This is a genomic window from Ruminococcus sp. RTP21484sp1_RTP21277st1_D2_RTP21277_210401, from assembly GCF_040924225.1.
GTDB lineage: Bacteria > Bacillota > Clostridia > Lachnospirales > Lachnospiraceae > Blautia_A > Blautia_A faecis.
Window position 1 is genome coordinate 50,777 of sequence record NZ_JBCOMJ010000024.1, and the last position, 16,151, is coordinate 66,927.

The window sequence follows — 16,151 nt, forward strand, 5'->3', positions numbered from 1 at the left end:
AACAGTTTTGGCCTCCCAGGCTCTCTCATTGTAGCACTTTACACTAATAAATTCAACTATTATCCCTTGTATTCTCACTTTCTCTCTACAATCTTGTAATAAACCTTCGCTGTCAGCCCATAAATCACGCCATAAACCAAAGCAAATACCAATAATGTCACCACCGTGCATCTGGCAAACAAACCGCTGTTTGTCATGCTAAACAGCGCCAGCAGTCTCTTTACCATAGGAAATGCCATAGCAATATGCAGTGCTGCCATTCCAAGAGGAAGGAAAAATACCATAAGGATCTGTCTGTGAATGGAAGATTTCACCTCTTTATGAGTCATGCCCACCTTCTGCATGATCTCGAACCGTTCCTTATCCTCATAGCCCTCTGAAACCTGCTTGTAGTAAATGATCATAGCCGCCCCCATCAGAAACAGCAGTCCAAGGAAAATTCCAAGGAACAAAATTCCACCGAACATACTGTAAAAACTGTTATACAGTTCCTGTTTTATAGTACTGTAGTTCATTCCCACTTCTATAGTTCCAGCTGCTTTTTCGGAATCCAGAAGCTCCGATGCAAGATCGCTTACTTTGATGGCAGATGCATATTTTTCTTCTTCACTTCCAGACAGATACACATCCGTTTCCAGTTCCATCAGAGACATTGCACTTTGATAAACTTCCTCCTGCTGCAAAAACAAAGCAAAAAAGTCTTCGTCATTTACAACCAGCTTCAAAGAATCCATAGAAGAAAAATTATCTCCCACATACTGATAATTTTTCAGCCATTCTTTCACCTGGTAAACCTTGTTATGAATCTCCAGAGTCTCACCGTCTGTTTTTCCATTGTGGTAAGCAAGAACTTCACCTGGCGCAAGGGAAATCTCTTCTCCCGTAACCCTGGCATACTCTTCCTGTGGAACCACGGTAAGGGTTTCCAATGAGGCTGGCATTGCCATAAGGGAACTCCCATCAACATTTGCAAATTTCCAGCTCCCATCTTCGCTTCCCACAAGCGTAGAGGAAAAAGCAATTTCGGTGTTAATTTTCTCATAAGAAACCTGGTTTTCAATTTTTCCCAGTAATTTCTCTCTCATTTTTTCCAGATCTTCATAAGAATTTCCCCGGTACAGCACATTCACATCCGCCGGACAGCGTTTGTTCATAATATCATCCAGTCCGGAATTCAGGCACACCGTAGAAGAGATCATCAGAAGTACGCCTGTGCTCAGAATGCAGATACTTGCAAGTCCAACTGCATTTTGTTTCATGCGGTACAGCATACCGGAAACAGCAGTAAAATTCTTGGTTTTATAATAAAATTTCTTATTCCAGCGCAGAACTTTGAGCACCACAATGCTTCCTGCTGTAAAAAGAAGATACGTTCCTGCCATTACCAGAACCACTGCCACAAAGAACAGCGCCAGCGCCGAAAGAGGTGACTCTGTGGTAATGGCAATATAATATCCGATAAACAGACAGATAAAACCAGCAACCGCCATCAGCCATTTTGCTTTTGGTTCCTTTTCCCCTGCATTTTGTGCCTGAAGAAGCTGAATCGGGTTTGTTTTGTAAACCTTCCTGATATTTACCAGAAGGATCAAAACAAAAATAGCTCCAAACACTTCCAGGCATATTCTGATTGCCGGAACGCTGACTTCGAACCCAAAGGACGCCGGAACCTTGATCAGTTTCAAGAGCAGCAGAAGCGCCAGCTTGCTTCCCAGAATTCCCACAAGGATTCCGCCAACAAAACTGATCAAGGCACTAAACAGATTCTCCAGCATCATAACCCTGCTGATATGCTTCTTTTCCAAACCGAGAATGTTGTAAAGTCCCAGTTCCTTTTGTCTTCTTTTCATGAGGAAACTGTTGCTGTACAACAGGAAAATAAAGGAGAAAATAACAATAACGCCAACTCCCATAGTCGTGATCATCAACACGTCACCACTGTGACGGATCGTTTTCATTCCTACATTATGATTGATAAAAAGCATCATATACAGCATTGCCACATTGAACAGACACGCCAGAATATAGGGCACATAGATCTGTTTGTTTTTTCGGATGTTTACAACTGCCAGCCTGGCAAAAAATCCCTTACGCATGATACTCACCGCCCGTCATCAAAATAGTTAAGGTATCGGAAATCATCTGATACATCTCCTCTTTTGTTTTCTCGCCGCGATAGATCTGGTGGAAAACTTCACCATCTTTTATGAACAGAACCCTGGATGCCCGGCTAGCTGCCTGGGCGCTGTGAGTAACCATGAGAATGGTCTGTCCCTGTCTGTTTATCTCTCCGAAAACGTCCAGAAGAGCATTTGCAGCCTTGGAATCGAGAGCCCCTGTGGGTTCATCCGCAAGGACCAGGCGCGGCTGTGTAATCAGAGCCCTGGCAACTGCACATCTTTGTTTCTGTCCTCCAGAGACCTCATAAGGATATTTTTCCAGCAGCTCATAAATATGAAGAGCCTGTGCAATAGGGCGGATTTTCTGCCCCATTTCCCGGTAATCTTCACCAGCCAGCACCAGCGGCAGATAAATATTATCCCTCAGGCTGAAGGTATCAAGAAGATTAAAATCCTGGAACACAAAGCCCAGATTTTTTCTTCGAAATGTAGAAATCTCCTTATCAGAAAGGTGTCCCAGGCTTTTTCCATCCAGAAGTACGTCTCCGGAAGTAGGTTTATCCAGTGTTGCAAGAATATTCAGAAGTGTAGTTTTTCCGGAACCGCTTTCTCCCATAATTGCAACAAATTCACCTTTTTCCACAGAAAAATTCACATTGTTCAATGCCTGCACCTTATTTCCGCCAAAACGAGTGGTATATATTTTTTTCAGATTTGTAACTTCAAGTAATGACATTTTTTACTCCTCTCCTTTATCAATGAGCTTTTTCATACGCTTCCTTGCAAAAAACAGTATACTTAAAAAAGTCACTTGCTGCCATCGAATCAGATTACAAAATGCAGGCAGAATCTTACAATGTTGTAAGGTTGTCACATAAAGTTTGCAAGAAAAAAATTTCATCTGGCAAAACTCTTTATGATATAGAAGATTTGGTCAGTATTTTTTGCAATATAAAAAGGCCGCTGACATATACGACCTTTTTTATATTATAATCCCCTATTGGGCATATATCTTCTCTGGCGTCATTCCGGCAGCCAATGTAAGATAATACACCGCGTCCGCCGCCACACACACTACGTTTTCCTCATGCATGAACTCTGTGATTTCCGAATCAAAAAGCATGTTTGCCTGTGCTTCAAATTCCTCATCCTTATCCCAGAACAAAACTGCAATATTCAAAAAAGGAAATACCGGAAGCACATACCCCACATCTCCCTGAGGAAGCAAAGTTCCCCCAAGAACCTCACAGGCTTTTCTTAATTCTTCTGTTTTCCCGGCGAAAAGCTCCTGCAGCCTGGAAATAATCGTCCTTCTGTAAGCAGCCTCAAAAGGATACACTCTCTTCACCTGGCGAAAAGCCACCAGATTGCCCGATGCCACAGGATGAGCTGCTGAATAGTAAAACGTATTATAAATATTCATCACCGTATCAAATCCAGGGCTTTTCCCATCTTCTGTAATGAATCCGTTTTTTCGGTCAATTCGAAATCTTTTTGAAAAGTAGATGATATAAAGAAACTCCTCATCAGCTTCCAGCTGAAATTTGCGAATCAGTTCCTCCTGATCCATTTCCAGGAATTTCAATCTCCAGTTCTCGATTACCTGGTCATAATTAGACTGCCTGTTTTCTGGCATAATACATTCTCCTCTTATCCGCTATTTACCTTTAGCTATGCCATATAACTTGAAAGCTTCCTGTTTCAAGTATTTTTACCAGCTGCTCCACTTCATCGGAGTTCCAGTTTTGCGCAGTCTGTGCTTCCCCTGTGAATTTCACGCAGGTTCCGCAGGAAGAGCTTAAATTCCTTGGCACCGGCATGATCGTAGCCGGATATCCCTCTTTCTCACATTTTTTCTTGAAAGACATAGCTCCAAAATGGGAAAAAAATGTGGCTATGTAATCTCCCATTATTTCTCAAGAGTGAGGACAAAGTCTTCCCCATCCTCTTTTACAGACACCTTATATCCCTGATGCAGGGCGAAACGGGATACGTTTTCTTTGGCTGTTACGTTATCTACCATTACCGTATATGCCTTCTCACCGGATGCCAGCGCATTCTTAGTACGGATCACAGGTTCCGGGCAGGAAAGCCCTCTTGCATCTATTGTTTTCATACACTTAATCTCCTTAGATTTTTCATTATTTCAACTAAACGGAATTGTCTGTTTACACAGATATACTATAAATGAGCGTCCTTAATCAACTTCACGCTTCATTCTTACGCATGGAATTTACTGTCGCAATCACGATCAGAACCACAAAACCGATCACAACAGCGATCTTGCCATTTGCAGTCGGGCCTTCTCCAGAAGATGCCAGTCCGAAATTATGTGCTACAGCTGCACCAGCCATCAGACCAAATACTGTGATGGCGAAGTCTGTGTTTCCTTCACCAGCCAGAACCAGCTGACGAAGCGGGCAGCCTCCAAGAAGGACACAGCCAAATCCTGCAAGCGCCATTCCAAGTGCATTCCAAAGACCATCTGTATGTGCGACAGGTTGTCCTGCAAATCCTGGATTAAAATATCCCAGGATCATGTTTCCGATCAACGCACTTACCAGAATTGCAATAAATCCAAGAAGCAGCTTCCACTCTCCAAACAGTACCACGTCACGGATTCCTCCAACCATACACAGGCGGGTTCTCTGTGCAAGTGCACCTACCAGAAGCCCTGCGATCAGGGAGATTGCAATTGCAGCATGCTTTGCTCCAGGACCACCGTCAGCTTCTGTGAAGTGGATGAATGCAGGTGCTGCAATGAGAAGCAGAAGAATTCCGATTTCCACTACTGGGAAAATGCCGCCTTCAACCGGCTGCATTTTATAGGAACGTTTCAGAGTATAGCCTTTTTTCAGGAAAAATACTCCGGCAAGGATTCCAGCAATAAATCCGATCAAACCAAAGATGGCGTTGAAATCGCCGCCAGCCAGACGAAGGATCATGCGGAATGGGCAGCCAAGGAACATCAGGCAGCCGATCATAACGAACATTCCGATCACAAAACGGGTAACAGGTGCGGAGCCGCCTCTTGGCTTAAATTCTTTGGTCACAAGGGCAAGAATGCAGGAGCCAAGTACCAGCCCTACAATTTCCGGGCGGATGTACTGTACTGCTGCTGCACTGTGAAAACCAAGTGCGCCTGTGGTATCACGCAGAAAACAGGCAATACAAAATCCCATATTTGCAGGGTTTCCGAAATATACCAGGGCAACTGCAATAATTCCAATGATGACACCTGCTCCAATGATCACAGGTGTCTCTTTCTTTGACAATGTTTCTTTCATACTCTTTCCTCCTTAGACAACTGTCAAATCTTTCCTCTATTTTATCATTTTCTGTCAGATAACTCTAATTGATTATGTGGGATTATTTTAAGTATTTATAGATATTGTCGATAAATCGTGGTATTATAGATATATTAAATAACCATTTTCCAAGCGAAAGGATATAATCATGAACCGAATTTACCTCGACCAGGCCAGCACCTCTTTTCCAAAGGCTCCAGGTGTGGCACAAGCTATGATGGATTACCTGACTATGAACGGAGTTAACGTGAACCGCGGCTGCTACTCCAGTGCTTACTCAGCAGAAGAAGTTATTTATGAGACACGCCAGCTGCTGGCAGAACTTTTCCACTTTTCCAAATGCAAAAATGTAATTTTTACACCGAATGTCACCACCAGTCTCAATTTTATTTTAAAAGGATTCTTAAAACCAGGAGACCATATTCTGGTATCCGCCATGGAGCACAATGCAGTTATGAGACCTGTAGTACAGCTGGCTTCCTCAGGGATTTCCTTTGACCGGATTCCTTGCAGAACGGACGGCTCTATGATTCTGGAAAAAGTAGAAGAACTGATCCGCCCTGAGACGAAAGCTATTGTCACTTTACATGCTTCCAATGTATGCGGAACCAGGATGCCCCTTGATGCCCTTGGGGAAATCTGTCAGAGGCACCAGCTTTATTTTGTTGTGGATTCTGCACAGACGGCTGGGATCGTACCAATTAATATGGACAAAATGCATATTGACGCGTTAGCTTTTACCGGACATAAAGGACTTCGGGGACCACAAGGGACAGGTGGTTTCCTGGTTTCCCAGGAATTGGCAGAACAAATGGAACCACTGATTTCCGGCGGTACCGGAAGTGTATCTCATACGGAAGAAATTCCGGATTTTATGCCGGATCGCTTTGAATCCGGGACACCTAATCTGCCTGGAATTTATGGACTGCATGAAGCACTTTTGTACTTGAAAACGCATTCTTTGCAGGCGATAAATGAAAAAGAATTGTCTCTCACTGGTTATTTTCTGGAACAGCTGCAGGCACTGGACGATACTGGCAGACATATCCGTATTATTGGAAAAAAAGATCTCACTGACCGAAATGCAGTTGTTTCGATCCAGACACCAGAAATCGACATGTCACAGGTGGCGTGGCAGCTGGACAATGAGTATGGTGTTATGACCAGAGTCGGACTCCACTGCGCTCCAAACGCCCACAAGACGCTTGGTACTTATCCTGCCGGAACTATCCGGTTCTCCTTTGGACCGGAAAATACAAAGAATGAGCTGGATTTTGCCATCCAGGGATTAAAGAAAATTTTAGACTTATAAATTCAGCATTAGTAACACTTAATTAGTCTTTGAGAAAGGAACCAGTATTTTTATCCTATGGAATTTAAACAATTAGAGGCCTTCGTAGCCGTAGTCGAAAATAAAAGCTTCTCCGAAGCCGCCCGCCAGCTGAACCTGACCCAGCCCACCATCAGTGCCCACATCAATTCTCTGGAACAGGAATTGAACTCGCGGCTGCTGATCCGCACCACCAAGAAGCTGAACATCACCCAGCGCGGTCTTCTGCTCTATGACTGCGCCTCCAATATGCTGAACATGCGCAGCAACATTATAGAAGAGTTCACCGGACAAAATAAAAAGATCATTGACCTGGCTGTTTCCACCATTCCTTCCTCCTACCTTCTGCCAGGTATTCTCAGTGCCTTCACCTGCCAGATTCCAGACGTATATTTTCACTCCTGGCAATCCGACAGTCTCGGCGCTGTGGCAAGAGTTCTAGATGGCAGCGTGGATCTGGCTCTGGTGGGAAATACCTTTGACGAACCAGACTGCTGTTTTATCCCTTTTTGCAAAGATAAACTTGTAATTGCCACCCCGGTCAACCAGCATTACCTGCAATATCAGCAAAAAATGGATTCCGGTACCCTTGATTTCTCTGATTTTCTAAGAGAACCCTTTATTATGCGCGAAACTGGTTCTGGAACCAAAAAGGAAATTGACCGCTATCTGGAAAAACGAAATATCCCGGCTTCTTCCCTGCACATTGTAGCCCGCATGAACGATCTGGAGGCCATCCGCAAGTCTGTAGCCGGCGGCCTTGGAATCTCCATCCTCTCTGCCTGCTCTGCCAAAGATCTGGCCGACACCCACCAGATTCTCATGTTTCCCCTGAATCACGAATCCGCCATGCGAACCTTCTACATTGTGTACAGTAAGAACCGGATTCTGAAGCCACATGTGAAGCAGTTTTTAAAATTCGTAACAAATTTTTATTAGAGCGTGTTTAAAAAAGGCTTTCTGCACGATGTGCGTCACAATTTATGGGAGATTTTTCAAACACACTCTAATAACCGCTTTTAGAAATACCAGACAAAAGGAAGCTGCCCACCAATTTCCCAGTGAACAGCTTCCCATTTCATTCACACATATTCAAAATTCAATTTCAGCAACTGCCGCCAGCTTATTTCTCCTCAGCAGTCTCTTCAGCCTCTGTCTCAGTCTCCGGAACTACGTTGTGAACTGGTGTTACAGTTGCGACAACTGCTTCCGGATCAGTTGTGATGTGGATATTCTTATTCTTGGCGATTTCAAGGTCTTTCACACGAAGCGTATCACCAATCTTCATACCAGCGACATCAACCTTGATCTTGTCAACCAGATCTGCCGGAAGTGCTTTGTATGCAACCTCTTTCAACTCATCCTGCAGAACACCGGACATAACTTTCTCTTCATTTTCCAGAATGATCTCAGCAGTGGAATGAACCATCTCATTGCTTACCAGTGCCTGGAAATCTACCTCTTCTACTGTATGTGCAAGTGGATTATAATCAACTTCCTTGATCAGCGCATCGTAGGTCTTGCCATCCAGCTCCAGCATTACCTGGCTTCCTTTATTGTTGTTTTTCAACAGAACTTCAATTTCTTTCTTAGTAAACTTAAGGGGAATGGAACCTTCAATTTCTCTGCCGAACAGGTTACCTGTTACAAATCCTTCTCTTCTTAATTTCTTTGCTTTGACATCCATGCTTCTTTTTTCAGCTTTTAAAGTATTCATTTATCTTTTCCTCCAAAATTCTGAAACGCTTAGCAGCCTTCAACAAAGAGGTTTTGTTAAGTACTTCTTTTTTCTTTTTACGTCCCTTATTATAGTCACTTGTTTCAATTATGATTAACCAAACATAACTTTTTTTTAAGGGATTTTTTTGTTAAAATCTGCTCTTGTTTTTCTTGGAAAATGGAAGTATAAAATAAATGAATCACTCAAAATTTTCAGGCAGTTGTCTTCTCTGCCGTAAAAGGCAGTTTTCGCTCTGCAACCTGCTTCAATAATGCCTCACTATGAGATACCACGATCAACCCGATTTCCCGCCTTTTTACTTCATCCAGCAGGAAATTCCATATCTGGCTCTGCGTGATGAGATCCAGCATGGTACTGATCTCGTCTGCAATCAGAAACCTTGTCTCTTTTCCCAGTGCTCTTGCAATACAGAAACGCTGCAATTCCCCACCGGATAATTCCTGAGGATACCGGTTCAACCAATCTTCTTCTATCCCCAGCTCCTCTATGATCCGATTTTCAACCTGCCCTCCATCAGACAAAATATTTTCCATTTTCAGTCTGGGATTCACAGCCCTTTCCGGATGCTGCCAGATCATCTGCACCGGACAATACCCTTTCTTCGGCAAAGGCTTTCCATCCAGCAAAATCTGTCCTTTGCAAGGTTCCAGATAGCCAGCCAGAATTTTACACAATGTGGTTTTTCCATAGCCACTTGGTCCTGGCACCCACACTCTTTCGTTGTTTTCCACTTTAAATTTTATATTTGAAAAAAGTTCTGCGCCTTTTCTCTCATAAGAAAATGAAATATCTCGTGCTTCCAGAATCATTTTACATCTCCTGTTATAACTATTCAGTAGGCAATATGCATTAAAGTTATCCCCTATCTGACTTTACTATGAAAGTCCCGGATTACGAATGCTGTCGGCAGCTGTGGGAGTGCCACAGGCACACAACAGCTGACTTTCCTATATAGTAATGTCGCCGATAGGTGGTATTTCCGTTTTACATACAATACCGGATACACCTGACACTTCCGCATCCAGCCTCCACCATAGGTATTTCCCCTTTGCATTCTTCCCGATACCAGCTGCACCTTGGTCCAAAAGGACATCCCTGCGGCATGTCTTTCACATAAGGCTGGGTTCCGTCAAGAGGGGTAAAGCCATTCTGCGGAAGTGCCCGCCACAATGCTTTCGTATAAGGATGTCGCAAGGTCTCTTCTGAACGAAAATCCGAAACCGGGGCCTCTTCCACTGTTTTTCCTGCATAAAAAACAACGATCCTGTCAGCAACTTCCAGTGCCAGCTCAATATCATGAGTAATCAGAAGAACTCCATTTCCTTCATCTGCAAATTTTCTGAAATCCTCCATAGACTTTTTCGCAAGTGTCAGGTCCATGCCAGGCGTAGGTTCATCCGCAATAATAAGCTTTGGATTTTCCATTAATGCAGTAGACAGCAAAATTCTTCTGGTCATTCCTCCAGAACACTCGAAAGGATATTTCGTTTCCGTTTCCTCAGGCAGACCATACCTGCGGAACAATTCCGATTGCTTTTCTGCCCCTTTTTTCCCTCTTTTTCCACAGACCTGTTTCCCCACTTTCATAAGCGGATCCAGATATAAGGTGCTCTGAGGTACGAAAGCAATTTCCTTTCCACGAAGTTCACTGATCTTCTTTTCGTCCATCAATTCACCCTGGAACTTCATAATTCCGGATACTTTTGCATTATAAGGCAGAATTCCCAAAATCGCATGTGCCAGAAGACTTTTTCCGGAACCGCTGGAGCCGACTACAGCCACCAGTTCCCCTTCCCTCACTGCAACAGATAGACCTGAAATCACGGGAAGCCAGCTCTGTCTGCTGGTTTTCCCTTTATATTGGAGAAAGGAAACGGAAAGCTCTTCTATTTCCAGTATTTTTTTCTTATTTGTACAACTCATATTTTTTCATACGCTGCTGTCTCTTACCGGACAGTCCCTCCTGCTATTCTCTATTTGTGAACACTTCCCGGATCCAGAAGCTGACGAAGAGCTGTACCGCCTTTTTCAAACAGCACAACCGTAAGAACCAGCATCATTCCAGGAAATACAGCCAGCCACCATTTGCCCATGATCAGATAGCGCATACTTTCTGATAAAATAACTCCAATCGCCGGCTGCTCCGTGGAAAGCCCAAAGCCCAGAAATGTAATACTGGACTCATGAAGAATTGCGTGTGGGAAAAGCAATACCAGCCCAACAATAAACTGGGGCAGAACATGGGGAACTATGTGTTTTTTCGCAATCTCCCATTTGCCCAGCCCAAGCTTTCCTGCGATCTGAATATATTCACTTTCCCGAAGCTGCATAACCTCACCTCGGATCAGCCTTGCCAGAGATGTCCAGTGTGTCAGCGCCACACCTGCGATCACTCCCTTCACCCCTTTTCCCATAGCATAGGAAATCAGGATCAACAGCAGAATATGCGGAATTCCCATAACAGTGTCAATTGCAAAAGAGATGGCAGAGTCCACCTTTTTCCCAAGAGTTGCTGCACAAATTCCAAGAATCAGTGCCATAACTGCGCTTACACCTGCTGCCAGCACGCCAATAAGAATACTCATAGATAAACCGGTAAGAGTACGGTAAAACATATTTCTGCCCAGCCAGTCCGTACCAAAAGGATATTTCAGACAGGGAGCAATATTTTTTCTGGAAAAATCAGTCACCATAGCGGCATCATGAAGCACCACTCCAAGTATGGCTATCACCGCCAGAAAAGCTACAGAAAAAACCAGCAAAATCCTTGCTTTCTGCCGCTGATTCAGCCTTTTCCTCTGCTTTTCCACGACTCCCGAGCTGCCCTTTGAACAACTGTTTCTCATTACACCTTCGCTCATAGTCCCAGCCCTCCCTTCCGGATTCTGGGATCAACAACTCCATACAGTACATTTGCCAGGAAATTTCCCAGAAAAACAATGGCTGCTGTTATTAATGTAATCCCCATAAGGAGAGGCACATCACTGCCAGTTCCCGCCGCTACAGCCGCCTGTCCCAGTCCCGGATAGGAAAATACCTGCTCCACAAGAACGGAACCTCCTATGATCTCACTGACAGATGCAAACTGCAGGGTCATGGCCGGAAACAGCACATTACGAATGCCATGGTGAAAAATGATGCTTCCGGTTTTCTCTCCCCGCGCCTTTGCAAAAAGGATGTAATCGCTTTCCATTATATCAATCATTTTTTCCCTGGTATGTAATGTGATATTCGAAATTCCGGTTATGCTTAAAGTGACTGCCGGAAGAATGGCATGACGCACTCTGTCCAAAAAGGTAACACCGCTGACTTCTACTCCAACAGGAACACTAAGTCCAATGGGAAGGATTTTCATCCAGACTCCAAAAATGATCAACAGCAAAAGTGCCAGCCAAAAAGAAGGAGTGCTGGCAATCACCAGCGAATAGCCTTTTATGATCTTATCCGGCAGCCTGCCCTGAAACACCCCTGCAAGTACTCCCAGAAGGAAGCCCACAAGTCCGGAAAACACCCACGCCAGTCCCATAAGAAAAAGAGAATTTCCCAGCTTCACTGCAATGACCTTTGTCACCGGCTGCCGGTATAACAGAGAAATTCCTCCATCTCCCTTTATAAATGCATTCAGCCAGTTCAGATATCTCTGCACTGGCGGTTCATCCACGCCCCAGTAGGAGCGCAGCTTTTCTTTTTGTTCTTCACTCATACTGCCCAGAGCAGCCTGCCCCACATTGGCCTGTAACGGGTCAATGGGGGAAGCTGATACAAGGGCAAAGGTAAGAATGCTTACTGCAAAAAGCAGTAATATGATTCGTAGCAGGTTCTTTCCTGCGTAAATACCTATGCGTTTCATCTTAATTTATCCGTTTCGTTTTTTCTTACTCTTTATTCCCATTCCCACTGGTCTACATTGTTTACAATAGACCAGCCATGGCCATGAGGATGTAATTTCTGATCTGCCACTTTCAGACCATCACGTACAAAATAAAGATGATCAATATTGCACAGCCAGATCCACGGAATATCCCCTTCCTGTGTAATTCCTGTGGTTCCGTCCCACTGGGCTTTTTTCCAGAGATCGTAGGATTCTTCCAGGTTGCTGCTTGCAAGTGCTTCGTCCATGTATTTGTCAACTGTCTCATTTTCATATGGAGAATATTCCGCACTTCCGGTATCTTTGATGGTGTGATAAATATTGTAAAGCTCCATAGGGCTATGTGCTCCCCATCCCCATATAAGCGGTTCTGACTGTGCCTGATCGTAGGCGGTATCCCAGCCAACACCAGAAGTAGTTACATCAATTCCAAGCTCACGCAGCTGATTCGCAGAGTCTTCTGCAAGTGCCTGGCGCACAGAATCTCCATTTGAAAACATAATGGTAAGCTCTGCTTTTTCCCCATCTTTTTCTCTTATCCCGTCATCGCCTTCTATCCAGCCTGCTTCTTCCATCAGAGCCTTCGCTGCATCAAGGTCATACTCTGTAACAGCCTCCTCGTTGTACCATGGCATTTTGTCGCAAACACTATAGGCTACTGTTCCATAACCATTGAGTACATTTTCAATCATCTCCTCGCGGTCAATAGCAAGATTAATTGCACGTCGCACCTTCACATCGGAAGTCAGACTGTTTCCATATGTGATACCGTCTTTTTCTTCTGGTTCTGTACAAGGAAGATTAAAGCCACGGTTATCCACAGTTGCCACACTCAGGAGTTCATACCCGTCAATTTCCTGGTCACTGTAAGAGGCTGCTGTGTGAGCTACATCTACCTGTCCGGACATTGCCGCTGCCATGGCTGCATCTTCTTCCATAAACAGCACCGTCAGTTTTTTGATCTTTGGTTCTTCTCCGTAGTAATCCGGGTTTGCTTCAAAAATAACCTGCTGTCCTTTGTCCCACTGCTTCATAATATAACGTCCGGAACCAATTGGATTCTGTCCATAATTTTCATCATAGGCATGCTCTGGTACGATTCCTACAATTGCCATGGTGTATGGCCAAATGGAATATGGCTCATTCATATGAAACTCTACCGTCGTATCGTCCACTGCAACCGCTTCCTTCAACATGGTAAAATCGTTTACAGAGCTTTCATCACGACAGGTATTAAAGGTAAAAGCAACATCAGAGGCGGTCAATGGCTCTCCATCTGTAAACTTCACATCATCACGGATTTTTACAGTCCAGGTAAGACCATCGTCACTACAGGAATACTCTGTGGCAAGGTCATTTTCAATTCCAAGGTCCTTGGTGGTACGAACCAGGGTACTCTGGATCAATGGCTCATGAACATGCTCTCCGGCTCCCCATCCGTAAGCCGGATCAAAACCGGATTCCGGTTCTGATGTGGTTGGCATTGTAACTACCACAGACTGATCCTCCGCACCCGCATAAACATTCCCGGCTGGTACAGCCAGCAGCATGGCCGCTGTACATAATAAACTGATTACTTTCTTGATTTTCATAGCAGTTCTCCCTCTTGTTTTTATTATCAGCAGAAATATTATTTTCTGAAGATTACTGACTCTTTTTTCTCCATCCCTCATTTCTTCTCAGAGCGTGTCTGAAAAAGGCTTTCTGCAAGATGCACATCACAATTTGTGGAGATTTTTCCCGAATCCGGGTGAAATATACCGCAAAGTGGGGCGTGCAGACTGCGGAATTTTTTTCAAATACGCTCCAGATAAGAAAGGCAGTTATAAGCTTTTGTCCTATAACTGTCTTTCTATAGAAGGTCTGTATTTACATGTAATAATGAGTGGAGGTGTTACATGTAACTATGTATAAAAATTCGCATTTTAGGCGTTTTCTGCCTTGCTGCTGAAACCTATTGTACCAGAATCAACAGGTATCACAAGCTCCCCAGGGGGATATTTACCCATTCCCATTTTGCATATTTTTCTGCTTTTATGGAATATCTTACAAGGAAATTTCAAGAAAAAAAAATCCTGCTTGCAGGATTCTCCGACTGCGGCGGGTTGCCTCGAACGGCAACTCCCCTTTCATCGCAGTGCAATCCTGCCCGGCAGGGCTTTCTTCTGTGCTTATTTTACTCAAATACTGCATCCACCAGCTTCTTTGTATACGCCTCTTTCGGCTCATTGATAATATCATCCGGCTTCCCGCTCTCCACCACTTTTCCGTCATACAGAACCAGCACCTTATCGCAGAAGCTCTGTACAAGTGCAAGATTATGGCAGATAAATATAAAGGATAAGCCATGTGTATCCTTCAGCTCTTCCAGAAGCTCCATGATCTGCTTCTGAATGGTCACATCCAGTGAGCTGGTAGCTTCATCGCAGATCAGCACCTTCGGTTCCACTGCCAGTGCCCTTGCAATTGCAGCTCTCTGGCACTGTCCTCCACTGACCTCATGTGGATATCTTTTAGCCAGTTCTTCTTCAAGTCCGCACTGTTCCAGCAGTTCTTTCACCCTTATTGCGATATCGGCCTTCTTCATGCCGCGATTTCGAAGGCTCTCTCCGATTCCGTCTCCCAAAGTTCTTCTCGGGTCAAAGGAACCTGCCGGATTCTGAAAAACCATCTGGATATTTCCATATACGTCCCTCAACTGGCTCTGTTTCAATTTCGTAATGTCTTTTCCCTGGAATTTCAAAGTACCATCTGTAATATCCGTCAGCCTTGTGATCATCTTCGCCAGTGTACTTTTTCCGGAGCCGGATTCGCCAACGATTCCAAGTGTTTCTCCTGCCTGCAAAGAAAAGCTTACGTCATCCACAGCTTTAAAAGGCTCTTTTCCCCTCTGCGCAAATACCTTCGTTAAGTGTTCAGCTTCCAAAAGTGTGTTCATGATCTTTCCTTTCTCTTAAGCCTTGGAACTGCTGCCAGCAGCTTCTTCGTATATGGATCCTGTGGATGGTTCAACACCTTTTTTGCCTCTCCATATTCCACCATTTTTCCATTCTTCAGAACCAGAACGGTATCCGCCATTGCCCGAACTACACCAATATCGTGGGTTACAATTATAATTGCTGTTCCAAACAATTCCCTGAGCTTTAACATTTCTCTTACTACCTGACGCTGAACCGATACATCCAGTGCACTTGTAGGTTCGTCTGCCAAAAGAATCGGTGGATTCATCAGCATGGAAATGGCAATCCCTGCTCTCTGATTCATTCCACCGGATAATTCAAAGGGATAGCTGTCCCACACGCGCTGGCTGTCTTTAAAATTCAGCTTTTCAAACAATTCCATGGCACGATCCTTTGCTTCATTTCTGCTCACTTTCTTATGGGCGCGCATACTCTCATAAATCTGGTCACCAATCGTACGGATGGGGCAAAGAGAGGCTCCTGCATCCTGGAAAATCATGCCGATTCCTGATCCCCGGATTTTTCTTTTTTCCTTCTCTGAAATATCCAGAATATTCTGTCCCATATAACAGATGTCGCCTCTGGTTACCAGGCCTCCTGAACCAAGAAGTCCCATAGCAGCTTTGATCAGTGTACTTTTACCACTTCCGGATTCTCCTACAAGCCCCAGGATTTCGCCCGGTGTGAGTGAGAAGCTTACATCATGGACTACCGCTTCCCCATCAAAGGATATCTCCACCGAATCATAGGTGAGTATTTTATTCTCCATTGTCGCGCAAACTCCTCCTTGATATCCAAAAAATATTTCTGCCAGCTGCCTG

Annotated in this window: 16 protein-coding genes and 2 pseudogenes; 3 read left to right on the plus strand and 15 right to left on the minus strand. The window is 44.3% G+C overall.

Going from position 1 to position 16,151, the window contains the following annotated elements:
* Window positions 1-74: 74 nt before the first annotated feature.
* From AB5706_RS15585 to yedE, 6 genes are all read right to left on the minus strand, one after another.
* Window positions 75-2,096, minus strand: coding sequence for an FtsX-like permease family protein (locus AB5706_RS15585; protein WP_368366186.1), 2,022 nt, complete (start codon window positions 2,094-2,096; stop codon window positions 75-77).
* Window positions 2,089-2,856: an ABC transporter ATP-binding protein gene (locus tag AB5706_RS15590; protein WP_173734844.1), complete on the minus strand. Its 768-nt coding sequence runs from the start codon at window positions 2,854-2,856 to the stop codon at window positions 2,089-2,091. Before AB5706_RS15590 ends, AB5706_RS15585 begins: the two co-directional genes overlap by 8 nt.
* A 261-nt stretch (window positions 2,857-3,117) precedes the next feature.
* On the minus strand, window positions 3,118-3,756 hold the full coding sequence (locus AB5706_RS15595) for a DUF3786 domain-containing protein (RefSeq protein ID WP_148461114.1): 639 nt from the start codon (window positions 3,754-3,756) through the stop codon (window positions 3,118-3,120).
* A gap of 31 nt (window positions 3,757-3,787) precedes the next feature.
* Window positions 3,788-4,030 carry a putative Se/S carrier protein gene (locus AB5706_RS15600; RefSeq protein ID WP_148461113.1) on the minus strand — a complete coding sequence of 81 codons (243 nt, stop codon included), beginning with the start codon at window positions 4,028-4,030 and terminating at the stop codon, window positions 3,788-3,790.
* Window positions 4,030-4,236, minus strand: coding sequence for a sulfurtransferase TusA family protein (locus tag AB5706_RS15605; RefSeq protein WP_148461112.1), 207 nt, complete (start codon window positions 4,234-4,236; stop codon window positions 4,030-4,032). Before AB5706_RS15605 ends, AB5706_RS15600 begins: the two co-directional genes overlap by 1 nt.
* A 91-nt stretch (window positions 4,237-4,327) precedes the next feature.
* On the minus strand, window positions 4,328-5,407 hold the full coding sequence (yedE, locus tag AB5706_RS15610; protein ID WP_368366187.1) for a YedE family putative selenium transporter: 1,080 nt from the start codon (window positions 5,405-5,407) through the stop codon (window positions 4,328-4,330).
* 169 nt (window positions 5,408-5,576) lie between these two features.
* On the opposite strand from yedE, the gene AB5706_RS15615 reads away from it, so the two are divergent.
* On the plus strand, window positions 5,577-6,740 hold the full coding sequence (locus tag AB5706_RS15615; protein WP_118578169.1) for an aminotransferase class V-fold PLP-dependent enzyme: 1,164 nt from the start codon (window positions 5,577-5,579) through the stop codon (window positions 6,738-6,740).
* Between the two features lie 57 nt (window positions 6,741-6,797).
* Window positions 6,798-7,697 (plus strand): selenium metabolism-associated LysR family transcriptional regulator, encoded by a 900-nt coding sequence (locus AB5706_RS15620; RefSeq protein ID WP_118578168.1) that lies wholly within the window; start codon window positions 6,798-6,800, stop codon window positions 7,695-7,697.
* Window positions 7,698-7,881: 184 nt separating this feature from the next.
* Here AB5706_RS15620 and AB5706_RS15625 read toward each other — a convergent pair whose 3' ends face one another.
* From AB5706_RS15625 to AB5706_RS23170, 7 genes and pseudogenes are all read right to left on the minus strand, one after another.
* Window positions 7,882-8,475, minus strand: coding sequence for a 50S ribosomal protein L25 (locus tag AB5706_RS15625; RefSeq protein ID WP_118578167.1), 594 nt, complete (start codon window positions 8,473-8,475; stop codon window positions 7,882-7,884).
* A 215-nt stretch (window positions 8,476-8,690) separates the two neighbouring features.
* Window positions 8,691-9,308: an ABC transporter ATP-binding protein gene (locus AB5706_RS15630; RefSeq protein ID WP_195409800.1), complete on the minus strand. Its 618-nt coding sequence runs from the start codon at window positions 9,306-9,308 to the stop codon at window positions 8,691-8,693.
* Between the two features lie 175 nt (window positions 9,309-9,483).
* Complete coding sequence (locus AB5706_RS15635; RefSeq protein WP_195982575.1) at window positions 9,484-10,422, minus strand: ABC transporter ATP-binding protein; 939 nt, start codon at window positions 10,420-10,422, stop codon at window positions 9,484-9,486.
* Window positions 10,423-10,472: 50 nt separating this feature from the next.
* Window positions 10,473-11,345 carry an ABC transporter permease gene (locus tag AB5706_RS15640; protein ID WP_207748562.1) on the minus strand — a complete coding sequence of 291 codons (873 nt, stop codon included), beginning with the start codon at window positions 11,343-11,345 and terminating at the stop codon, window positions 10,473-10,475.
* 11 nt (window positions 11,346-11,356) lie between these two features.
* A complete protein-coding gene (locus tag AB5706_RS15645) occupies window positions 11,357-12,349 on the minus strand; it encodes an ABC transporter permease (protein WP_195982576.1) in 993 nt (330 codons plus the stop codon).
* Between the two features lie 32 nt (window positions 12,350-12,381).
* Complete coding sequence (locus tag AB5706_RS15650; RefSeq protein ID WP_195982577.1) at window positions 12,382-13,962, minus strand: ABC transporter substrate-binding protein; 1,581 nt, start codon at window positions 13,960-13,962, stop codon at window positions 12,382-12,384.
* Between the two features lie 77 nt (window positions 13,963-14,039).
* Window positions 14,040-14,153: pseudogene (locus AB5706_RS23170) on the minus strand (DUF6783 domain-containing protein); the annotation flags it as partial.
* On the opposite strand from AB5706_RS23170, the pseudogene AB5706_RS15655 reads away from it, so the two are divergent.
* Window positions 14,109-14,228: pseudogene (locus tag AB5706_RS15655) on the plus strand (DUF6783 domain-containing protein); the annotation flags it as partial. The pseudogenes AB5706_RS23170 and AB5706_RS15655 sit on opposite strands and share 45 nt — an antisense overlap.
* A 318-nt stretch (window positions 14,229-14,546) precedes the next feature.
* Here the strand turns inward: AB5706_RS15655 and AB5706_RS15660 are convergent.
* On the minus strand, window positions 14,547-15,308 hold the full coding sequence (locus AB5706_RS15660; protein WP_118578163.1) for an ABC transporter ATP-binding protein: 762 nt from the start codon (window positions 15,306-15,308) through the stop codon (window positions 14,547-14,549).
* Window positions 15,305-16,099, minus strand: a complete 795-nt coding sequence (locus AB5706_RS15665; RefSeq protein ID WP_195391971.1) for an ABC transporter ATP-binding protein — start codon at window positions 16,097-16,099, stop codon at window positions 15,305-15,307. Before AB5706_RS15665 ends, AB5706_RS15660 begins: the two co-directional genes overlap by 4 nt.
* Window positions 16,100-16,151 lie beyond the last annotated feature (52 nt).